Annotated in this window: 23 protein-coding genes and 1 pseudogene; 15 read left to right on the top strand and 9 right to left on the bottom strand. The window is 64.7% G+C overall.

From position 1 onward, the window contains the following. Positions 1-46: 46 nt before the first annotated feature. Positions 47-404 (bottom strand): annotated as a pseudogene (locus ACSQ9A_RS02885) (YraN family protein). 40 nt (positions 405-444) lie between these two features. Between ACSQ9A_RS02885 and rsmI the strand changes: the two are divergent. Next, positions 445-1,383 (top strand): 16S rRNA (cytidine(1402)-2'-O)-methyltransferase, encoded by a 939-nt coding sequence (rsmI, locus tag ACSQ9A_RS02880; RefSeq protein WP_436302619.1) that lies wholly within the window; start codon positions 445-447, stop codon positions 1,381-1,383. Between the two features lie 103 nt (positions 1,384-1,486). Here the strand turns inward: rsmI and ACSQ9A_RS02875 are convergent, their stop codons facing one another. Further along, positions 1,487-2,215, bottom strand: coding sequence for a glutathione S-transferase (locus ACSQ9A_RS02875; RefSeq protein WP_436302618.1), 729 nt, complete (start codon positions 2,213-2,215; stop codon positions 1,487-1,489). Positions 2,216-2,651: 436 nt separating this feature from the next. On the opposite strand from ACSQ9A_RS02875, the gene ACSQ9A_RS02870 reads away from it, so the two are divergent. Then, positions 2,652-2,873: a hypothetical protein gene (locus tag ACSQ9A_RS02870; RefSeq protein ID WP_093105053.1), complete on the top strand. Its 222-nt coding sequence runs from the start codon at positions 2,652-2,654 to the stop codon at positions 2,871-2,873. A 121-nt stretch (positions 2,874-2,994) separates the two neighbouring features. On the opposite strand, the gene ACSQ9A_RS02865 is transcribed toward ACSQ9A_RS02870, so the two are convergent. Next, complete coding sequence (locus tag ACSQ9A_RS02865; RefSeq protein ID WP_436302617.1) at positions 2,995-3,756, bottom strand: GntR family transcriptional regulator; 762 nt, start codon at positions 3,754-3,756, stop codon at positions 2,995-2,997. 170 nt (positions 3,757-3,926) lie between these two features. On the opposite strand from ACSQ9A_RS02865, the gene ACSQ9A_RS02860 reads away from it, so the two are divergent. Genes ACSQ9A_RS02860 through ACSQ9A_RS02840 form a run of 5 tightly spaced genes read left to right on the top strand, consistent with a single transcriptional unit; the run spans position 3,927 to position 10,682 of the window. Next, on the top strand, positions 3,927-5,405 hold the full coding sequence (locus ACSQ9A_RS02860; RefSeq protein ID WP_436302616.1) for a mannitol dehydrogenase family protein: 1,479 nt from the start codon (positions 3,927-3,929) through the stop codon (positions 5,403-5,405). A 49-nt stretch (positions 5,406-5,454) separates the two neighbouring features. Then, on the top strand, positions 5,455-6,474 hold the full coding sequence (locus ACSQ9A_RS02855; RefSeq protein WP_436302615.1) for a TRAP transporter substrate-binding protein: 1,020 nt from the start codon (positions 5,455-5,457) through the stop codon (positions 6,472-6,474). A gap of 37 nt (positions 6,475-6,511) precedes the next feature. After that, positions 6,512-8,371 carry a TRAP transporter large permease gene (locus ACSQ9A_RS02850; RefSeq protein ID WP_436302614.1) on the top strand — a complete coding sequence of 620 codons (1,860 nt, stop codon included), beginning with the start codon at positions 6,512-6,514 and terminating at the stop codon, positions 8,369-8,371. Between the two features lie 27 nt (positions 8,372-8,398). Beyond that, positions 8,399-9,607 carry a D-mannonate dehydratase ManD gene (manD, locus tag ACSQ9A_RS02845; protein ID WP_093105041.1) on the top strand — a complete coding sequence of 403 codons (1,209 nt, stop codon included), beginning with the start codon at positions 8,399-8,401 and terminating at the stop codon, positions 9,605-9,607. Positions 9,608-9,647: 40 nt separating this feature from the next. Continuing rightward, the gene (locus tag ACSQ9A_RS02840; protein WP_436302613.1) at positions 9,648-10,682 is read left to right on the top strand and encodes a Zn-dependent oxidoreductase; all 1,035 of its coding nucleotides are present in this window, start codon (positions 9,648-9,650) and stop codon (positions 10,680-10,682) included. Between the two features lie 40 nt (positions 10,683-10,722). On the opposite strand, the gene ACSQ9A_RS02835 is transcribed toward ACSQ9A_RS02840, so the two are convergent. From ACSQ9A_RS02835 to ACSQ9A_RS02815, 5 genes are all read right to left on the bottom strand, one after another. Continuing rightward, the gene (locus ACSQ9A_RS02835) at positions 10,723-10,896 is read right to left on the bottom strand and encodes a hypothetical protein (protein ID WP_436302612.1); all 174 of its coding nucleotides are present in this window, start codon (positions 10,894-10,896) and stop codon (positions 10,723-10,725) included. 340 nt (positions 10,897-11,236) lie between these two features. After that, positions 11,237-11,668: a class I SAM-dependent methyltransferase gene (locus ACSQ9A_RS02830; protein ID WP_436302611.1), complete on the bottom strand. Its 432-nt coding sequence runs from the start codon at positions 11,666-11,668 to the stop codon at positions 11,237-11,239. Between the two features lie 5 nt (positions 11,669-11,673). Then, entirely contained in the window at positions 11,674-11,871 is a 198-nt protein-coding gene (locus tag ACSQ9A_RS02825) for a hypothetical protein (protein ID WP_436302610.1), read from the bottom strand. Next, positions 11,868-12,077, bottom strand: a complete 210-nt coding sequence (locus ACSQ9A_RS02820; protein WP_436302608.1) for a hypothetical protein — start codon at positions 12,075-12,077, stop codon at positions 11,868-11,870. Before ACSQ9A_RS02820 ends, ACSQ9A_RS02825 begins: the two co-directional genes overlap by 4 nt. Before the next feature lie 84 nt (positions 12,078-12,161). Beyond that, positions 12,162-13,325: a citrate/2-methylcitrate synthase gene (locus ACSQ9A_RS02815; RefSeq protein ID WP_436302607.1), complete on the bottom strand. Its 1,164-nt coding sequence runs from the start codon at positions 13,323-13,325 to the stop codon at positions 12,162-12,164. A 138-nt stretch (positions 13,326-13,463) separates the two neighbouring features. Here ACSQ9A_RS02815 and ACSQ9A_RS02810 point away from each other — a divergent pair, with 138 nt between their 5' ends. From ACSQ9A_RS02810 to ACSQ9A_RS02775, 8 genes are all read left to right on the top strand, one after another. After that, positions 13,464-14,417 carry a 2-hydroxyacid dehydrogenase gene (locus tag ACSQ9A_RS02810; RefSeq protein ID WP_436302606.1) on the top strand — a complete coding sequence of 318 codons (954 nt, stop codon included), beginning with the start codon at positions 13,464-13,466 and terminating at the stop codon, positions 14,415-14,417. Positions 14,418-14,466: 49 nt separating this feature from the next. Continuing rightward, complete coding sequence (locus ACSQ9A_RS02805) at positions 14,467-15,441, top strand: Bug family tripartite tricarboxylate transporter substrate binding protein (protein ID WP_436302605.1); 975 nt, start codon at positions 14,467-14,469, stop codon at positions 15,439-15,441. 32 nt (positions 15,442-15,473) lie between these two features. After that, on the top strand, positions 15,474-16,073 hold the full coding sequence (locus ACSQ9A_RS02800) for a TetR/AcrR family transcriptional regulator (protein ID WP_436302604.1): 600 nt from the start codon (positions 15,474-15,476) through the stop codon (positions 16,071-16,073). A 38-nt stretch (positions 16,074-16,111) separates the two neighbouring features. After that, positions 16,112-16,627, top strand: coding sequence for a DUF2147 domain-containing protein (locus tag ACSQ9A_RS02795; protein ID WP_436302603.1), 516 nt, complete (start codon positions 16,112-16,114; stop codon positions 16,625-16,627). Between the two features lie 9 nt (positions 16,628-16,636). Next, entirely contained in the window at positions 16,637-17,638 is a 1,002-nt protein-coding gene (locus ACSQ9A_RS02790; protein WP_436302602.1) for an NADP-dependent oxidoreductase, read from the top strand. 124 nt (positions 17,639-17,762) lie between these two features. Further along, complete coding sequence (locus tag ACSQ9A_RS02785) at positions 17,763-18,467, top strand: SDR family oxidoreductase (RefSeq protein ID WP_436302601.1); 705 nt, start codon at positions 17,763-17,765, stop codon at positions 18,465-18,467. A gap of 70 nt (positions 18,468-18,537) precedes the next feature. Beyond that, positions 18,538-19,632: an alkene reductase gene (locus ACSQ9A_RS02780; RefSeq protein WP_436302600.1), complete on the top strand. Its 1,095-nt coding sequence runs from the start codon at positions 18,538-18,540 to the stop codon at positions 19,630-19,632. Positions 19,633-19,784: 152 nt separating this feature from the next. Then, a complete protein-coding gene (locus ACSQ9A_RS02775) occupies positions 19,785-20,636 on the top strand; it encodes an alpha/beta fold hydrolase (RefSeq protein ID WP_436306246.1) in 852 nt (283 codons plus the stop codon). A gap of 56 nt (positions 20,637-20,692) precedes the next feature. Here the strand turns inward: ACSQ9A_RS02775 and ACSQ9A_RS02770 are convergent, their stop codons facing one another. Further along, complete coding sequence (locus ACSQ9A_RS02770; protein ID WP_436302599.1) at positions 20,693-20,980, bottom strand: hypothetical protein; 288 nt, start codon at positions 20,978-20,980, stop codon at positions 20,693-20,695. Between the last annotated feature and the right edge of the window lie 192 nt (positions 20,981-21,172).

Below are 21,172 nucleotides of genomic sequence, written 5' to 3'. Positions count from 1 at the left end.
GATGCACTTGAGTATGGGGCAACGCATCGGTTCCCTCGGCGGAGGCTCAATCCGCGTCGAAGGCGGCCTGGATCCAGGCGATGCGCTCCTCCACCAGCACGACGTCGAAACGGCAAGGCGGCGGCGTGCGCAGCCGGCTCAGGTAGTGCCGCGCCGCGAAGACGATGCGCCACTTCTTCACCGCGGTGATGCTCCCGGCCGCGCCGCCATGCGTGGCGCCGGCGTGCTGGCGCACCTCGACGAACACCAGCGTGCCGTCGCGCGGATCGCGCACGATCAGGTCGATCTCGCCGCCGCCGCGGCCCCGGGGTTCGATAATTGCGCGCGACCAGCACCAGGCCGGCCGCTTGGAGATGGGCGAGCGCGGCGTCTTCCGCCGCATCGCCGCGCTGCTTGGTCGTCACTTGAAATGCCTCCCCGCCGTCTTGTTCTGGAGAAAACCCATTGAACTCTCTCGCCCCCGCTTCGTTCGGCGCCGCCCTGCAGGCCGCGCGCGATGCTGCGGGTGCGCAGCATTATCCGCAAGCGACGCTCTATGTCGTCGCCACGCCGATCGGAAACCTGGCAGACATCACGCTGCGCGCACTGCAGGTGCTGCAGCTGGTCGATGCCGTCGCCTGCGAGGACACGCGCCACACCCAGAGCCTGCTGCGCGCCTATGGCATCGATCGCCCCTCGGCCCAGCTGCTCGCCCTGCATCAGCACAACGAGGCCGAGGCGGCACAGGCGGTGATCGCGCGGCTCGCGCGCGGTGAACGCATCGCCTATGTCAGCGATGCCGGCACGCCCGGTGTGAGCGACCCGGGCGCGCGCCTGGTCGCGGCCGTGCGCGAGGCAGGCTACCGGGTGCTGCCGCTGCCCGGCGCGAGCAGCGTGACGACGCTGATCGGTGCGGCCGGGCTGGTCGCGGCGGGCGATGCGGGCAGCGCTTTCGTGTTCGCCGGCTTCCTGCCCAGCAAGTCCGGTGAGCGCGATGCCGCCGTGCAGGCACTGGCCGCCGAGCCGCGCAGCGTGGTGCTGCTCGAAGCGCCGCACCGCATCGAAGCGCTGGCACGCGCGCTGGCCATTCTGGGCGAGCGGCGTGTGACGGTGGGCCGCGAACTCACCAAGCAGTTCGAGGAGATCGCCACGGTCGCCGCTGCCGCCCTGCCCGACTGGTTTGCAGCCGGCCGCGACCGCACGCGCGGCGAGTTCGCGCTGGTGCTGCATCCGAAGGCCGTGGCAGAGGACGATGGCAATGCCGAAGCCGAACGCGTGCTGCGGCTGCTGCTTGCCGAGCTGCCGCTCAAGAGCGCGGTGCGGCTTGCGGCCGAGATCAGCGGCGCGCCGCGCAATGCGCTCTACGACACCGCGCTGCGCCTGCGCGACGAGCCCAGCGACTAGGGCCTGTTAACGCTATTTGCGGGGTCGCGAAGGCATGCCAGGGCGTGCCAATCAAAGCGCGCGACGCCGTGCGTGCGGTCCCCGCAAATAGCGTTAACAGGCCCTAACCGTCGAGTTCCGGATAGCGCCTGAAGATACCGTCTTCGTTGAAGGCGATGCGACGCGGGCTCTGCAGGTAGTCGTGCACGCGCTGGCGGCGGCTCACGTTGGCATGCAGCTTGGCGACCGCGGGCGTCTCGGCCAACACGCGCGCCGTGGCCTTCGAAAAGGCATAGCGCAGACCCGCCACCAGCTGGAACAGCGACAGGTCGGCGTAAGTCAGCGTATCGCCGACCAGGTGCAGGTCGCCCGCGGGATTGCGCCCGAGCACGCGCTCGAACCAGCCGAGGAATTTCGGAATCCGCTCTTCGCGAAAGCACTTGGCGCGCTCCAGCGCGGCCTCGCGCTGGTCTTCGTAGTAGCGGCCGGCCGAGATCGGATGGTGCGTGTCGTGCACCTCGGCCACCATGTCGGCGATGGTGAGCTGCAGCTGGTGCGTCCAGAGCCCGTCGGCCTCGCCAATGCCGGCGAGGCCGAGCCGCGGGCCGAGGTAGAGCAGGATCGCGGCGGTCTGGCCGACCACGATGTCGCCGTCGATGAGGAAGGGCGGCGCGAAGGCCGCGCGCGGATTGTCCGGATCGCTAAGCCGCCGCGCGAGCGCGGCCTCGCCGCCGCCTTTGCCCGGCGGCTCGCGCGCCACGTCGACATACGCGGCGCCAGCTGCCTCGAGCGCGAGGCGCACGAATTCGCCGCGGCCCTGGATGGTGGGCCAGTAGTGGAGTTGGTAGGTCAAGAGGCCCTCCGCGTGCAGATGGGAAGGCCTGAAGGAAATGCCGCGAGGAATCACAAACCCCTCGGCACCCCGCATGAATGCTGAACCTTGGCGACTTCGGCTTCCCGGATACAAAAATACCGACGAAATTCAAGATGTCGCGCTGGCGCAACGCCCCAAGCGAGCGACGATGCGCCACAGCATAGCAACTTCATTAACAGGTGGAGGCCACGGCGCCATTCCGCTAGCGCCCAGACGTGCGGGTGCACTTCCCCTCTGTTTCCCCCACGTGCCCCGCTGTTTCCCTACGGCCCCCGCGCGTTCGGGGCAACGCATCGAAAAAGGCCGCTATCAGCGCTCTGAATGACAAACATCAGGAAGCTGAACTTCCCAGGCATAAGGGAAAACCCTAATATTCCCTCTTCGGCCTCGGCCACTCGTTCCTGGGAGGAACACGATGACTTCTTTCGTCGACCTGCGTCCGCAGCGCGCAATGGGAAACACCGCGTTTTCCTTGGTCAACCAGATTTGGGGCCGTGCCGCCGCCGCGGTGCAGGATTTGGCGCGGCGCCGTGCCAGCGCCTTGGCCGACGAGCGCTTCCTGGAGCGCGCCACACACGATCCGCGCCTGCTCGCAGAACTGCAGGCAGCGATTGCGCGCCACCAATCCAGCTCCTGAAGGTCGGCCGCCGCAGCATCCAGTCGCCGAGGCTGAGGTTGCGGCGGAGCAGGTCCGTGGCGCACGAACCCAGGGAAGACTATCCACCTTTGCTGGACGCTGAGGTCAAGCCAAGGATCGGTCAGTCGGCGAAGTAGCTCGCGGGCGCATGTTCGCGCAGCGCCGTGAGGTGTGCGGTGATGTGATTGATGTGGGCGGCGACGCTCGCGCCCAGACCGGCCACGTCGCGCGACGCCATCTGCGCCAGCATCTGCTCGTGTTCCTTCAACGCGCGCTCGGCATGGCCGGCCACGTGGCCCAGCAGCAGCCAACGCACGCGGTCGAACTGGCGCTTGATAGGTTCCAGCATGGCCCAGACGTGTTCGCGACCTGCAAACTCGAACAGGCGCCGATGCATCAACTCGTCCAGCTCGGAAAAGCGATCGATCTCGCCGCTCGCGACAGCGTCGCGCTGGCGCGCGACGATCTGGCCGAATTCGTTGAGTTGCGCCGGTGTGATGGTCTGGGCGAGTTGCACATGGCTCGCGCATTCCAGCGTGCTGCGCACGAAGCGGCCTTCCTCGAGCAGCGACATGCGCACGGGTGCCACGATCGTGCCGACCTGACGGTAGATCAGCACCATCTGTTCATCAGCCAGTTGCGCCAGCGCTTCACGCACCGGCGTGCGGCTCACATCGATCAGCTTGGAGATCGTCGCTTCCGAGAGCGCCGTGCGCGGGGGCAAGACGCCGCGCACGATGGCTTCTTGCAGCTGGCTGTGCACCTGCGCGGTATAGGAGCGCGCGGGGTCGAGCTTGAAACCGGCCAGCGCCGCAACCAAAGGGTCTTCGACATGCTGCGCATTGGCATGGTGGGGGTTGCTGGCAAGGACTCGGGCGGTCATCGGATGGGTGCTTCTCTGGTGGGATGAGTCACTTTACACCATGGTAGTGCACGCCATGATCGCGACCCTATCCGGGTTTCTACCGGTACTTCACGCCCGGATTGATTCGTAGACTCCTCGCATCGTGCCATGCCACCATGGTACTGTGGTGAATGATCGGAGACGCCGAAGTGCCCTTGTCAGCAGATCAGAACTCGCGGCTCTCGCAGCGCGGCCTGCGCGATCTCGGCGACGGCATCGCGCGCCCGCACTACGACCGCGGAGACTTGGCGCGGGGCATCGTGCATCTCGGACTGGGCGCGTTTCACCGTGCCCATCAGGCGCTCTACACCGAGGCGGTCGTCGCGCGGGGCGACCTTCGCTGGGGCATCGTCGGGGTGAGCCTGCGCGACCCGCGCGTTTCCGAGGCGCTGGCAGCGCAAGACCACCTGTATTCGGTGACCGAGCGCCACGGCGACGATGCACGCACAAGGGTTGTCGGTGCGTTATGCGACGCCCTGTACGCACCCAGGCAACTTGAGCAGGTCATCGCGGCCATCTCCAGTCCGGCGACGGCCATCGTGACCAGCACCGTCACTGAAAAGGGCTACAGCCAGAACCCGGCCAGCGCCGACCTCGACATCGACGATGTCCTTGTGCGCCACGACATCGCGAATCCGCAGACGCCGCGAACGACGCTGGGCGTGTTGGCCGCAGGCATCCGCCGCCGCCCTGCCGGCGCCCCGTTGACGCTGGTGTGCTGCGACAACATGGCCAGCAATGGCGACACCTTGCGCAAGCTGCTGGTGCAGTACGCGGACCTGTTCGATGCGAAGCTTGCACGCCGCATCGAAGCCGAGATCGGCTGCCCCAACAGCATGGTCGACCGCATCGTGCCGGCGGCGACGCCCGTCTCGCTCGAATGGGCCGCCGCTCGGCTCGGCCTTCGTGACGAGGCGGCCATCGTCTGCGAGCCGTTCACCCAGTGGGTGATCGAAGACCGCTTCGCCGGCATTCGACCGGCCTGGGAGGACGCTGGCGCCCTGCTCACCAGTGACGTGCGTCCCTATCAGGCGATGAAGCTGCGCCTGCTCAATGGCACGCACTCTGCGCTCGCCTACGCCGGCCAGATGGGCGGACTGGAGACCGTGTCCGACGCCATGGCGCATCCTCTGGTCGGCGGCTTCGCGCGTCGGCTGATGCTGGAGGATCTGCGCGCGAGCGTGGCGGCCCCATCGGGTTATGACGTGCTGGCCTATTGCCACGAATTGCTCAGGCGTTTTGAGAATCCGGCGCTGGCCCACCGCACGCAGCAGATCGCCATGGACGGGACCCAGAAGATACCGGTGCGCTGGCTGCCAGCCTTGCGCGAGAGCCTGGCGGCGGATGTGGAGCGCCCGCAACTCGAGCGCGCATTGGCGATCTGGCTGCACTACCTGGCCGCCGGGCACAGCGACAACGGCGCAGCACTGGTCATCAGCGACCCGGGCGCCGAAGCGCTCGCTGCGCGCCTGCGGCGGGCCGCCAACGACACCGACGCGGCGAACGCCGCGTTGGCGCACAGCGCCGTCTTCGGCACGGGGCCTTGGCCGCCGGTCTTTGCCGGCCGTCTGGCGCGGCACCTGTCCACGCTGCGCCAAGGCGGCATGACGGCGTTGCTGTCCACCTGAATCGCGCATCCTGCACCACTGACCCAGAAGACCTAACGGAGACCTTGTCATGACCTTCGCGCCCACTCGCCGCCAGTTCGCCACCGCCGTCGCCGTCACCGGCGTGGCCGCCACGCTCCCAGCCCGCTTCGCTTTTGCGCAAAGCGAGATCAAGCTCAAGTACGGCACCGCCTTCCCGGCCGACCATCCCGGCACCTTGCGCATCAAGGAAGCGGCCGAAGCGATACGCAAGGACACCGGCGGCCGGGTCGACTTGCAGGTCTACCCGACCAGTCAGCTCGGCAGCGAGCCGGACATGATTTCGCAGACGCGCGCCGGCGCGATCGACATCATGTCCACCGCCGGCACCAATCTGCAGACGCTGGTGGCAACCGCTGGCATCAACGGCGTGGCCTTCGCGTTCAAGGACTATGACGCGGTGTGGGCCGCGATGGACGGCGATCTGGGCGCCCATGTCCGATCCGCGCTGGCCAAGGCGAACCTGCATGCCTACGAAAAGTGCCTCGACAACGGCTACCGCAATATCACGTCGGCCAGCAAGCCCATCGTCTCGCCGGCCGACCTGAAAGGTTTCAAGATCCGCGTGCCGGGCATCCCGCTGTGGATCTCGATGTTCAAGGCCATGGGCGCATCGCCGACCGCGATTCCGTTCGGCGAGCTCTACTCGTCGCTGCAGACCAAGGTGGTCGACGGGCAGGAGAATCCGCTCGCGCTGATCCAGAGTGCCAAGCTCTACGAAGTTCAGAAGTACTGTTCGCTGACGGCTCATACCTGGGACGGCCACTTCATCTTCGGCAACGCGAAGAAGCTGCAGGCCTTGCCGAAGGAGGTTCAGGAGTCGCTGTCGAAGAATCTCAACGCTGCCGCCCTCAAGCAGCGCGAGGACATCGCGAGGCTGAACGCCGACGCGCAGGCCCAACTGACCAAGCTGGGCGTGACCTTCAACAAACCCGATCCGGGACCGTTCCGCGACATGCTCAAGACCGCGGGCTTCTATACCGAGTGGAAGGGCAAGTACGGCGACGAGGCCTGGGCCAAGCTCGAGAAGTATTCGGGCAAGCTCGTCTGACTCCCGCGCGGCCAACCATCCCGATCAGGAGCGCCCCATGCAGTCCACTGTCGATCCGCTCGCTATTGCCACGCCTGCCACTTCGCGCTGGTTCGACCGGTTGCTGGCTTGGGTGACCGAGATTCCCGCTGCCGCCATCGTGGTGGCCGAAGTTCTGATCCTGGGTGGCGGCGCCTTCGCGCGCTACGCGTTGCATGACCCGATCACCTGGACCGACGAACTCGCCAGCATCCTGTTCCTGTGGCTGGCGGTGCTCGGGTCGTGCATTGCATTGCGGCGCACCGCCCACATGCACCTGACGACCTTCATCAAGGATCTGCCGCCCGCAAGGCGCGCCTGGCTCGATGCGCTCGGCATGTGCCTGGTGGTCGCGTTCCTGGTCATGTTGGTCGGTCCGGCCTGGGAGCATTGGCACGGAGAGATCGAGGTCTCGACGCCGGTGCTCGGGATCAGCGAGGGATGGCGCGCAGGGGCTGTGTTCGCAGGCACGGCGCTGATGCTGGTGACCGCCGTGACGCGGCTCTTCGAGCAGGCGAGCTGGAAGCAGATTGCGCTCACCGGTGGTGCTGTGGCGCTGGGCGGCGCGGCGCTGTGGCTGCTGTCGCCGACGCTGGCCGGTTTGGGAAACATCAACCTGGTGATCTTCTTTCTGGTCATGCTCGTCGGCGCGATCGTGATCGGCGTTCCCATCGCCTTCGCGTTCGGCCTGGCGACGATGTCGTACCTGGCGTTCTCCACCAGCACGCCGATGTCGATCATGCCCAACCGCATGCAGGAAGGCATGTCTCACCTGATCCTTCTGGCCGTGCCGCTCTTCGTCTTCCTGGGCTCGCTGATCGAGATGACCGGCCTGGCCCGCGCGATGATCAATTTCCTCGTGAGCCTGATCGGCCACGTACGCGGCGGCCTGCAGTACGTGCTGCTGGGCGCGATGTACATCGTGTCCGGTATCTCGGGTGCCAAGGCGGCCGACATGGCTGCGGTTGCCCCGGCGCTGTTCCCCGAGATGAAGAAACGCGGCAGCAAGGATGGCGACCTGATCGGCTTGCTGTCGGCCTCGGGCGCCATGTCGGAAACCATCCCGCCGAGCATCGTGCTCATCACGGTCGGCTCGGTGACCGGCGTGTCGATCACCTCACTGTTCATTGGCGGCCTGATGCCGGCCGTCGTCGGTCTGGTGCTGATGGCATGCGTCGTCTGGTGGCAGACGCGCCGCGAAGACATGTCGGGCGTCACCAAGGCGACACGCCAGCAGGTCGGCACACTGCTGCTGGTGGCGCTGCCGGCGCTCGCGCTGCCTGTGATCATCCGCACCGCGGTGGTCGAGGGCGTGGCCACCGCGACCGAGGTGTCGACGATCGGCATCTTCTACACCGTGCTCGCGGGCATCTGCATCTACCGTCAGTTCGACTGGCGCCGAATCTACCCCATGCTGCTCGACACGGCGTGCCTGTCGGGGGCGATCCTGCTGATCGTCGGTTGCGCCACCGCCATGGCGTGGGCGCTGACGCAGTCGGGCTTTGCGCAGGAGCTGGTCAAGATCATGACCGCGGTGCCGGGCGGCAAGGTGGGCTTCCTGCTGGTGTCCGCTCTGGCGTTCGTGGTGCTGGGCAGCCTGCTCGAGGGCATCCCCGCGATCGTGCTGTTCGGGCCGCTGCTGTTCCCCATCGCCAAGCTCGTCGGCGTCAACGAGGTGCACTACGCGATGGTCGTGATCTTCGCGATGGGCCTCGGCCTCTTCGCGCCACCGTTCGGGGTCGGCTTCTATGCGGCCTGTGCGATCGGCCGGGTGCCGCCGGACGTCGCGATGCCGCGTGTCTGGCCCCACATGGCGGCGCTGTTCCTCGCGCTCCTGCTGCTGGTGTTCGTGCCCTGGTTCTCGGTCGGATTCCTCTGAGCATCGTCGTACTTCCTGGAGACTGAATTGAAGATCGAACGCATCCAGACGATCGTTACCTGCCCCGGCCGCAATTTCGTGACGGTGAAGATCGTCACGGACGAGGGCATTCACGGCCTGGGCGACGCAACGCTCAATGGCCGCGAGTTGGCCGTCAAGTCCTACCTGGACGAACACGTGTTTCCCTGCCTGATCGGGCGCGACCCCCGCAACATCGAGGACATCTGGCAGTACCTCTACCGCGGCGCCTACTGGCGGCGCGGGCCGGTCACGATGACGGCGATCGCCGCCATCGACATGGCGCTGTGGGACATCAAGGGCAAGCTCGCGGGCATGCCGGTGTACCAGCTGCTCGGCGGCAAGAGCCGGCACGGCCTGATGGTGTACGGCCACGCCAATGGCCGCGACCACGCCGAAGCGATCGAGGCGGTGCACAAGCACGCGCAAGAGGGCTTCAAGGCGATCCGCGTGCAGTCCGGTGTGCCGGGTCTGGCGAAGACCTATGGCGTTGGCAAGACCAAGGGCTTCTACGAGCCGGCCGAAAAAGGCCTGCCGCCGGAAGAGCCGTGGGACACCTCGCTCTACCTGCGTCACACGCCCGAGCTGTTTCGCAAGGTGCGCGAGGCGGTGGGCTTCGAGACGCATCTGCTGCATGACGCCCACCATCGCCTGACGCCGATCGAGGCCGGCCGGCTCGGCAAGGAACTCGAGCCCTATGGCCTGTTCTGGATCGAGGACGCAACGCCGGCCGAGAACCAGGAGGCCTTCCGCCTGATCCGCCAGCACACCACCACCCCGCTGGCCGTGGGCGAGGTCTTCAACTCGATCTGGGACTGCAAGAACCTGATCAGCGAGCAGCTGATCGACTACATCCGCTCGACCATCACCCATGCCGGTGGCATCACGCATGTGCGCCGCATCGCGGACTATGCGGCGATGTATCAGGTGCGCACCGGGTTTCACGGTGCGACCGACCTGTCGCCGGTGTGCATGGCGGCAGCCGTCAACTTCGGCCTGTGGGTTCCCAATTTCGGCATCCAGGAGTTGATGCCGCACACGGCGCTCACCGACGAAGTCTTTCCGCACAACTATCGCTTCGAGGATGGCTACCTGGTGATGGACGAAGTGCCCGGACTGGGCGTCGACATCGACGAGGCGCTGGCGGCCAGGTATCCCTACGAGCGCGCTTATCTGCCCGTGGCGCGGCTCGCCGATGGCTCGATGTGGAACTGGTGACCACGCCCCACGGCATCTCAAACCAACAGGAAATCTCATCATGCTGAGCGTCGTCGTCGATCAACCCAACAGCATGGCCGTGCGCGAGCGGCCCATGCCCGAGCCCCAGGCCGGCGAGGTGCGCGTGCGCGTGCGCTACGCGGGCATCTGCGGCTCTGACCTGCACATCTTTCACGGCCACAACCCGTTCGTCTCCTACCCGCGCGTCATCGGCCACGAGTTCGTCGGTCGCATCGAATCGGTGGGCGCCGGCGTCAGCGCCGCGCGCATCGGCGAGACGGTGGTCGTGGACCCGGTCATCAGTTGTGGGGAGTGCCATGCCTGCCTGATCGGGCGGCAGAACGTTTGCAGCCGCCTGCAGGTGATCGGCGTGCATCGCGACGGCGGCTTCAGCCAGTACGCCTGCGTGCCGGAGAAGAATGCCTACGTGGTGCCCAAGGGCTTGGCCGATGCCAGCGCATCGGTGATCGAGCCCTTTGCCGTGGCCGCGAACGTCACCCAACGTACTGGCGTCTTTCCCAGCGATGTCGCGCTGATCTACGGTGCCGGGCCGATCGGCCTCAACCTGATGCAGGTGCTCAAGCGCGTCTACGGCATTCGCGCGCTCATCACAGATCACTTCGACGAGCGGCTCGCCTTGGCGCTCGACTGCGGCGCGGCGGAGGACGAGATCATCAATACCGCGCGTGAATCGCTGCCGGAGGCACTGTCCAAACGCGGTGTCGTTGGCGGACCGACCCTCATCTACGATGCTGTATGCCATCCGACGATTGTCGAAGAGGCGGTGCGCATTGCGGCGCCTGCGGGCCGAATCGGTGTGCTGGGCTTCTCCGCCACGCCTTCTGCCATTCCGCAGCAGGAACTGACAAAGAAGGAGCTCTCGCTTTACGCCTCGCGCCTGAACTGCGCGATGTTCCCGACCGTGATCGACTGGATCCAGCGTGGGCTGGTCGACCCCGGACGCATCATCAGTCACAAGGTGGACTTCCGTGACGTGGCCGGAGCGTTCGACATTGCCGAGCGCAATCCACGCTACAGCTGCAAGGTGCTGCTGGACTTTGGCGAGAACGCGTGATCGCCCGCAGGTACTCGGCCTCGACTGACAAAGACATCCCTCAGCTCGCAGCGCGAGCGGCCCAGTCGAGCAGTTGCTGCAGTTCGGCCAATGTTTCTCGTAGCTTGCCAAGCGCCTTGAGCGCCGCCGCGAACTCGCCTACTTCGACGCCTTGGTCGCTCAGGAGCTGAAGCACGAAGCGCTCGAAGGCGTCCGCTACTTCTCCTTCGAGCAATTGGTGGTCTTCGAGGATCACATTGCCGAGCAGCAGGAGCTCGGGCGAGCGCGCGTAGGCCGACGATGCGATCGTTCGAAGTCAGCCCTCAGGGCGGCGATAGTGGCCGCAGTTCGTCGCCTGGGGTCTTGGCGTGGCACAGTATTCACGACGACGCAGCTTCCTGGATGTCGTTCTCGTTGGGTACGCTCGACACGCCATTTACCCCATTGAAGCAGCAGCATATTCACCTGGCGTCCAAGGCTCCTTGGCACGAAGCTGATGATGTGTTGTCACGGAGAAAATGACCGAGGTCGGCCCATCCCCGGACGCTCGGGAGTGGCTTCTTTCAAGCGGTCTATCAGCGGTTGATCAGTTCAAACGACAGTTTTCTCCGCAGCCGGTACCACTTCTCGTCGGGCCTCAGGACCACTTCCAGCAGGATCGGCAAACTGAAATGCGAAGGCTCCACGTCGGTGATCTCCCAGGCGGGAAACGCGGCTTCGACGTCGCTGCGGTAGGCGCCACGAATCAAGGGCCGAATCCGTCTTGGCCACACGAACAGCAGCACCGTTGCGTCAGGTGCGGAGACGGCTGTGACTTCCTGCCCCATCGCGATCTGCTCTTCCGGTTGAAGGCCATGGAATGCTCCCGTATCGAGGATCAACCGGAAACCGTCACCGATGCCTGCGCGGCCCAGCGCAGTCACGTCACCCCGGACGAGCTTCATCTCCACGCTTGCGCTGCGCACTCGATCATGTGCACGACGCAATGCTTTCTCGACGAGATCCACGCCAGTCACCTGCCAGCCACGCTTCGCGAGCTCGATGCCCAGATGCCGCTCCCGGTGCCGAGATCGAGCGCACGTCCGTAAGGCGGCTGGCGGCCCAGCTCTTCGCGATCGAACATCTGCGCCGCCTTTGCGACGAATGGCGGATCGGCGGCGGCATCCTCCCACGGATGGAAGCCGATGGCGTAAGCCAGCCGGTAGTTCATGAGGCGCCGCCCCGTTGCAGGTTCGACATCACGACCTTGATCGTCTCCTGCAGGACGTCGGTCGGGCTGAATTCCACGATCTCGGTCTCCGTGTAATGCACCGGAATATGACCCGAAGGAACGTAGTACGCGTCCCCGGCCTCGAAGGTTTCCTTGTGGTGGGGAAAGACGAAGCTCACCTTGCCTTTGAGCACGACGACAGTCATGCAACACGCCGGCACCATTCGGTGGATCCGATACACGCTCGAAGGGCCCTGGTCGCCGGCAGAAGCTCGAACGGCAGAGGCCGCCTAAGTTCGGGCGCCCTGCGGCATGTTGGGTATCGGGCCCACATAGCGCCCGCGTGGGCGGATGACTTGCGCCACGCCCAGTTGTTCCAAGCTGTGCGCCAGCAACCCGACACTGCGCGCCGTTGCAAACAGGCCAAATGCCGCATCGGCGGGCAGTCGATGGTGCGCAACCAGGGCGGCCAGGGCCACGTCGATGTTGGGCTGCAAACCGGTCAGGTTCGTCACCTTCTGGATGAAGCGCGCGATCACCTCCGGGGGCTCGAACAACGCCAGCAAGGCGGCTGCGCGCGGATCGCCATCGGGATAGAGGTGGTGACCAAATCCTGCCAAGGGCAAACCGGTCGACAGGTAGTGGGCCACCACCTGGTCCTCTCCAAGTCGTTCCACTTCGCTGAACAGCGCCTGGACGCGGCCTGAGGCATCACCATGCAACGGGCCCGACAGCGTGGTCAATCCGGCCAGAAGGCATGCCGGCAACGAGGCGCCTGTCGAAGCCGCAATGCGCGCGACAAAGGCTGAACTTGTCAACTCATGGTCGACCAGCAACACCATGACAGTTCGCAGCAAATCAGCCACCTGGGTCGATTGTTTCCACCCTTGCGCAAAGCGCAGGTGCAGCGGCTGGCGCCCCGGCTGGGCACCGAATGCATTGGCCAACTGACCCACCAAACTCTGGCCCTCGTTGTGCAGCACCCGTGTCAGACGTCCACGGGTGGAATGCCCGGCGGCTGCCAGACCGGCCAAGGCAGTGAAAGCAGCGACTCGGCCAGGCTTGCCCGAGCGCATCAGCGCAGCGGACGAAAAGTCGGCGGGTTGCTCGGCGCCCCACAACAGTTGAGCCACGTCTTCCAGGGTGGCCGACCGGGCCAGGCTCACGGCATCCTGGCCGCGGTAATACGGGCGCCCGCGAAAGAACGCGCACAGGGCCGTCGGGATGCTGGGCTCCGAGCCGAACAGCGTGTTGGCGGCCAGGGTCTCGTGTTTGCGGCCGGCCTGTTTGCGCTTGGCCAAGCTTGCTACGTCCTCGGCGCGGTACAGGCTACGGCGCGTATCGGCCGGATCGGGCATGACTTCGAGCTTACCGCGGCTCACGTAGGCGTAAACCGTCTGGGGTCGCACCCCGAGGAGGTGGCACACCTCGTCCATCGAAATCCAGGAAACCATGGTCGGGTGCGAGAAAGTTTATATGTTGATTTTATACATCAATATTGACTTAGCAATCAATCATTAACAACATGCTCCCATCCTGAAGAAGTCGTCTTGGACACATGGGACACGTCTGTCCCCGTTGAACGAATTCACATGAAACCCCAGGTCCTCCAACTCAATCCGATCCTGATCCCCGCGATCAACGACAAGCTCGCATCGCTCTACACGGTTCACAAATACTTCGAGGCAACCGGCCGCGAGGCCTGGCTGCGTGAACATGGCGCATCCGTCGACGCCGTGATCACCGGCGGGCACACCGGCATTTCGCGACCGATGCTGGAGCAGTTGCCTGGCCTCAAGGTCGTGGCCGTCAACGGAGTCGGCACCGACGCTGTGGATCTGGCGTACTGCCGAGGCCGTGGCCTGCCCGTCACCGCAACCCTGGGCGCGCTGACCGAAGACGTGGCCGATCTGGCCATCGGGTTGCTGATCGCTGTTTGCCGAAACCTGTGTGCCGGCGACCGCTTCGTGCGCGGCGGCCAGTGGGAACTTAGCCCCCAACCCAGCGCCATCCCTCTCGCGCGCCGGTTCAGCGGCATGCGCGTTGGAATCGTCGGAATGGGAAGGGTGGGCCGCGCCGTCGCGGCTCGGGCGGCGGCCTTCGGCTGCCCGATCAGCTATACCGATCTGCACCCCATGGACGACATCCCCCACCGGTTTGTGCCGTACCTGGTGGACCTCGCGCGTGACTCCGACGCGCTGGTACTGTGCGCGGCGGCGGACACGGCCGAAGGCATCGTCAACGCGGCCGTGCTCGAAGCGCTCGGCCCAAGCGGCTTCCTGGTCAACGTCGCCCGTGGCCGCCTAGTCAATGAGGCTGACCTGACAGAGGCGCTGGCCGCCGGTCGCATTGCTGGTGCGGGCTTGGACGTGTTCGTCGACGAACCCCGCGTTCCCCTGACGCTGCGCCAGTCCGACAGCGTGACCCTCCAGGCCCACCGCGCCAGTGCCACCTGGGAGACCCGAACCGCCATGGGCGAGATGGTGCTTGACAGCCTCGCTCAGGCCCTGGCAGGCGAACGCCCGACGATGAGCCTGACCACCTGAGCCCGCCGGCGCTTCATGACGATTTACCCACCCACAAGAGGAGACTCCTATGCAACTCACAGCCCTGTTCAAGATCCTTGCCGCCTCGGCGTCCCTGGCCGTGGTGCCGACCTTGGCATCGGCCCAGGCCTACCCGACCCGCGCTATCAAGATCATCGTGCCCGCCCCGCCGGGCGGCGCTATCGACACCATTGCGCGCGTCGTCGGAGACAAGCTCGCGGTGTCGATGGGTCAGCCGGTGGTCGTCGACAACAGGCCTGGCGCATCTAACAACCTCGGCACGGATGTCCTCGCCAAAGCAGCGCCCGATGGCTACACGATCGGCATCGTGGGCGGCAGCCACAACATCAACAAGTTCCTGTTCAAGAACCTGGGCTGGGATCCGGAGAAAAGCTTCGAGCCCATCGTCTACACCCACGAGGTTCCGCTGGTGTTCGCGATCTACCCGCAGATTCCCGCCAAAACACTGCCCGAGTTCGTGGCCTGGATGAAGGCCAATCCGGACCAGTCCAAGGTCGCCACCTCGGGCCGCGGCAGTGCTCAGGAAATGGCGGCAGAGATGTTCCGCATGGCGAGCGGCGCGCAGATGCTGCTGGTCCCTTACAAGGGATCTGCCGCTGCCCACCCGGATCTGCTGGCCGGGCGCACTGCGCTCTACATCGACACGATCAGTGCCATCCAGTCGCAGGTGAAGGCCGGCAACGTACGCGCCATTGCGGTGTCGACCCGCAAGCGAACAACGTCTCTGCCGGACGTGCCGACCGCGGACGAACAGGGGCTCAAGGGCTACGACGCCAACACGAATGGCGGGTTCCTGGCGCCTGCCGGCACGCCCAAGGCGATTGTCACCAAGCTCAATGCCGAGATCAACGCGGCGCTGAAGCTGCCTGACGTGCGGGCCAAGCTGGAGGCCGCGGGCATCGAGATCCAGGGCGGGACGCCGCAGGAGTACGCCGCGCTGATCAAGTCCGACCTTGCAAAGTGGGGCAAGGTCGTCAAGGAGGCGGGCATCCCGTCGGAGTGAGTCCGAGGGCTACGTGCTTTGCGAAAGCATGTATGATGTGCATCATGCGAAATGCAAAGCACAACGTCAGAACGGCAGCCAAGGAAGCTTCACACGAGCGCATCGTGTGCGCAGCTGCACGGGCGATCCGTCGTAGCGGCTACGACGGCACCGGGGTCGCCGACATCATGAAGGAGGCCGGCCTGACCCATGGCGCTTTCTACGCCCATTTCGAGTCGCGCGAGGCCATGCTGGCGGAAGCAGCGAATCGGGCGTGCGCCGAGTCAGCCGCCGTAGCGGCGGACGTTGTCGCCAGCGTGCCCCCCGAGCAGGCTTTGGCATCCATGCTTCGCACCTATCTCTCGCGGGAGCACCTGGAGCAGGTTGAAATGGGATGTCCTCTGGCCGCGCTGGGCTCGGAGACGCCGCGCCAGGCATCCGAAGTACGCCGAGTGACCACCCGGCACATCAAGGAAATGATCGATCTTGTCGCCCGTCAGTCGCCTAACTGGGGGCAGCCCGGTGCTCACGAACGAGCACTCGTGACCGTCGCCACCATGGTGGGCACATTGCTGTTGGCTCGTGCAGTCGACGAGCCCGCACTATCGGCCAGCCTGTGCGAGGCCGCACTGAAGCACCTGCCCCCCGTCTAAATCCACCGAGAAACGACGCTTTTCGTTCGACCACAAATATGATGAGCATCATGCGACATAAATATAAATCCTCTGGCAACCCTCGCTCTCTTGCCCTCCCGCTCCTGCCCGCGCTCGCGTTCAAAGCCTTCACCGCGGCCGCAGCCCTCACGATGCCGCCAGTCTGGGCAAACGAGGCGTCGCCCATTGGCCTGTGGAAGAACGTCGACGACGTCAGCGGCAAGCCGAGGGCACTGGTCCGAATCACGGAATCGAATGGAGCCCTGCTGGGCAAGATCGAGAAAGTGTTCCCGGCTCCGAATGAAGACCTGAATCCGAGGTGCGACAAGTGCGAAGGCGCAAACAAGAACGCACCAGTCATCGGGCTGGTGATTCTGAATGGCCTGACGAAGGACGGCGACGAATATGTCGGCGGCCAGATTCTCGATCCGGACAACGGCAAGGTCTATCGCAGCAATGTGCGCCTGATCGACAGCGGCAAGAAGCTCAGCGTGCGCGGCTACATCGGTGTGCCAATGCTGGGCCGTTCGCAAACCTGGTTGCGCCAGGAATAAGGAAGAACCGTGAAGGCATTTGTTCTCGAGCGATATGGAAAGAAGCGCGCGTTGCGGTTGGCAGACATGCCGGATCCGGAGCTGCGCGATGACGAGGTCCTGGTCCAGGTCCACGCCGCTGGCGTGAACCTGCTGGATTCCAAGATCAGGGATGGTGAGTTCAAGCTCATCCTGCCCTATCGCCTGCCCCTCGTCCTGGGCCACGACGTAGCTGGGGTGGTCGTCAAGGTCGGCCCGCGCGTGCGGCAGTTCAAGCTGGGCGATGAGGTCTATGCGCGGGCGGATGATTTTCGGATCGGCACGTTCGCTGAACTCGTGCCGGTCAAGGAGGCTTCCCTCGCACTCAAGCCCCAGGGCCTCACGATGGAAGAAGCCGCTTCCATCCCCTTGGTGGCCCTGACGGTCTGGCAGGCACTGATCGAGAAGGCCGATCTGAAGAGGGGCCAGAAGGTCTTCATTCAGGCGGGCTCCGGCGGCGTAGGCACTTTTGCCATCCAGTTGGCCAAGCATCTGGGCGCAACCGTTGCCACGACGACGAGCACGACCAATGTCGCGCTCGTGAAGAGTCTGGGCGCAGACGTCGTCATCGACTACAAGACGCAGGACTTTGAGGATGTCTTGCGCGACTACGACGTGGTCCTGAACAGCCAGGACGGCAAGACGCTCGAAAAATCCCTTCGCGTGCTCAAGCGCGGCGGAAAGCTCATCACCATCTCCGGACCGCCTGATCCCAATTTCGGCAAGGAAATCGGGGCACCGGGGTTCGTGAAACTGGTCATGCGGCTGCTGAGCTCTGGAATCAGACGAAAGGCAAAGAGCCGCGGGGTCAGCTTCTCGTTCCTCTTCATGAAGGCGAACGGAAGCCAACTGCGCGAGATCACCCGTCTCTTCGATGCTGGCGTCATCCGCCCCGTGATGGACCGGGTGTTCCCGTTCGCATCAACCAATGAAGCCCTGGCCTACGTCGAAGCCGGCCGCGCAAAGGGCAAGGTCGTCGTCAAGGTGAGATAGAGGCAAGTCCCGCCAAGGGAAATGCCGTCGCCAAGTTCAAGTGCGTTTTGTTCATTTCGGTGTTGCTGGAAGACCTGAAAGCCGGCAGCTGAATCTGTTTGTCCCCCCCTCTTTGGAGATTCCCATGAAGATTGAGAATGCAGTTGCCCTCGTCACAGGTGCCAATCGCGGCATCGGCCTGGCGTTCGCGCGCGAACTGCTCGCCCGCGGCGCCCGCAAGGTCTATGTGGGCGCACGCGACCCCGCGGCCGTCACCCAATCCGGTGTTCAGGCCCTGCGACTCGACGTCACCAAGTCGGAAGACGTGTCGTCCGCCGCAGCGCTGGCGTCGGATGTCACGCTGGTGATCAACAACGCCGGCATTGCCCAGCCGGGAGGCTTTCTCGCAGCCGATAGCGAAGACGCCGCACGGCGCATCTTCGAGACCAATTTCTTCGCCGTGTTGCGCATGAGCAAGGCCTTCGCGCCGATTCTCAAGGCCAACGGCGGCGGCGCGTTGCTCAACGTCCTGTCGGTCGCCTCGTGGGTGAACGGCGGCGAGTTGGCAGCCTATTCGGCGAGCAAGTCCGCAGCCTGGTCGCTCACCAATGCCCTGCGCAACGAGCTATCGACACAGAAGACTCAAGTGCTGGCACTGCACATGGCCTACGTCGATACCGATCTCACGCGCGGGTTCGATGTCCCGAAGTCCAGCCCTGAGGAGATCGTCAAGCGTGCGCTCGACGGACTCGAGTCGGGCTTCGACGAGGTGCTGGCCGATGAGCTCACGCTGCAGGTCAAGCGCGGGATGACGGCGCCGAGGCCCAGCTACCTCCCGCAGGCGTCCTGAACCCGAAACCTGACTGGATCACCAGCCAACAACAAGGGCTCGAGCGCCCCGCATTCAACCAAGGATCACAATGCTCTTCGAACCTCTCGTCGCACCTTCAATTCAATTCGCCAACCGCGCCGTCATGGCACCAATGACGCGCAGTCGCGCCGTCGATGCGAACACACCCAACGCACTGATCGCCGAGTACTACGGCCAGCGTGCAACGGCCGGCCTGATCATCACCGAGGGTACCTCGCCGTCGCCCAACGGCCTGGGCTACGCACGCATCCCGGGGCTCTTCAATGATGCGCAGGTGCGCGGATGGAAGGCAGTCACAGATGTGGTCCATGCCAAGGGAGGCAAGATCTTCGTGCAACTCATGCACACCGGTCGCGTGACCCATGCGGCCAACCTGCCCGCAGGCGCGGAGGTGGTCGCGCCGATGGCCAATGTCTGCCCCGGCGAGATGTACACCGACTCACAGGGCATGCAGCCGCACAGCGCCCCTCGGGCGATGACCGCGACCGACATCGCCCACGCCGTGGAGGAGTACGCCAAGTCGGCGCAGCTCGCCATCGAAGCGGGATTCGACGGCGTTGAGTTGCATGCCGCGAACGGCTATCTGATCGAGCAGTTCCTGAACGCCAATGTGAACCAGCGCACCGACGCCTACGGCGGCAGCATCAATGGCCGCAATCGCTTTGCGCTCGAGGTCGCCCGCGCCACGGCAGCCGCCATCGGCGCCGATCGCGTCGGGATCCGGCTGTCGCCTTACGGCGTGTTCAACAGCACGGGAGCCTACCCCGACGTCGAGGCTCAGTACTTGGCGCTCACCCAGGAGCTCTCGCAGCTGGGCATGCTGTACGTCCACCTGCTCGATCACTCGGCGATGGGCGCGCCGCCGATGCCTGCCGAGTTGAAGTTTCGGCTTCGCGCTGCGTTCCAGGGCTTGTTCATCCTTGCCGGCGGCTTCGATCGTGCCGGTGCAGAAAGTGCGCTCAAGACAGGCCAAGCAGATCTCATCGCCTTCGCCCGCCCGTTCCTCGCCAATCCCGACCTGATGGAGCGCATGCGGACCGAAGCGGCGCTGAATGCCGTGGACATGGCGACCTTCTACACCCCAGGCCCAAGGGGCTACACCGACTACCCGACCCTTGCGCAGCAATCCAGTGTGCCGGCATGAGCTGACCGACTGTTTCCAACACTGGAGATCATGCAATGCGTCGTTTACCCAAAGCAGGCGTCCTGGCTATCGCCCTGGCTGCACCATTTATTTCACCGGCGGCAGGGGCAAGCGATGGTCCGCCCGACGGCGCGAAGACCAGTCCACCGCCAATGGACCAGGCGGTGAGCATCCACTGGACAAACGTTCCAACGAAATCCATCTCCGCAGGCGGAGTCAATTTCGCATACCGCGAGTTGGGAAAGCAAAATGGCGGAACGCCGGTGGTGTTTCTCATCCATCTGGCCGCCGTGCTGGACAACTGGGACCCCCGGATCATGGACGGTATTGCGGCGAAGCATCACGTGATCGCCTTCGACAACCGCGGCGTCGGGGCATCCAGCGGCTCGCCGTCCAGTTCGATGGAGCAGATGGCCGACGATGCCATCACCTTCATCAAAGCGAAGGGGTTCGAGCAGGTTGACCTCTTCGGCCTCTCGATGGGTGGAATGATCGCCCAGGAAATCGTGCTGAAGGAGCCGCAACTCGTCCGCAAGATAATTCTCGCGGGCACAGGTCCCGCTGGTGGCGAGGGCATCAGCACCGTAGCCAGAGTCGCGAACTACGACCTTCTCCGGGGTTTCTTCACCGGCCAAGATCCGAAGCAATTCCTGTTCTTCACTCGCACGCCCAATGGCATCGAGGCTGGCAAGGCGTTTCTGCAGCGTTTGAAGGAACGTTCGGAGAACCGTGACAAGGAGATCTCCATCACCGCGTACGTGGCGCAGTTGCGGGCGCTGAGCGCTTGGGGCCAGAAAGAACCTGCCGATCTTTCAGTGGTCAAGCATCCCGTGCTCATCGTCAACGGTGACGATGACCGGATGGTCCCCACGTCGAACTCGCGCGACCTGGCGCGGCGGCTTCCGAACAGCACCCTGATCATCTACCCCGATGCCGGGCATGGCGGAGTATTCCAGTTCCATGCCGTCTTTGTGCCCAAGGCGCTCGAATTCCTTGCTCGATAGAGATCTGAGGACAGCTGTTATTCAGGGGCCTGGTCGCCGCAGACAACATTGATGCCTTAGGCTCCCACAAAGGTGAGCCGCACCTCGTGCGCCAGCCCATCGCGAACGATGTTTCGGGCATCGTCGTCTGCGAATTCGAAGAGTGCATCGGGGATATCGTCCTCCTCGAGCGCGAAGAGGATCTCGATGGCCCCTTGCTGGGCTTCGGAGAAGGTGCCGACCTGGGTCAAGCGGTTGAACTTCGCAGCCGTCTCCTGCGGCGCCAGCTGGCGCAACTCGAGCAACTCGAGCACGAGCTCGATCTGCGACGGGGTGAGGGGCTTGGGGGCAGCGGAAGACTTCATGGCGTTCGATCCTTTTCGGTGGGGCTCGGGACTGTTCCCTTGCTGAGAATCAGTCTCTTCGTCGATCCTTAAGCGTCGCTGAAAAGTGCTCGCTTCCCGGCTCGGCAGCGATCAAGAGCACGCAGCGTTTGACTCAGGCCCAAATGTGGGGCGCGTACAGAGGTACTGACGTCCTCTCCGGGCGCACCCGGA

The organism is Variovorax sp. LjRoot290, assembly GCF_964253985.1.
Taxonomy (GTDB): Bacteria; Pseudomonadota; Gammaproteobacteria; order Burkholderiales; family Burkholderiaceae_C; genus Variovorax.
The sequence above is the reverse complement of the archived record's forward strand: the minus strand, read 5'-3'. Positions and strand labels throughout refer to the sequence as shown.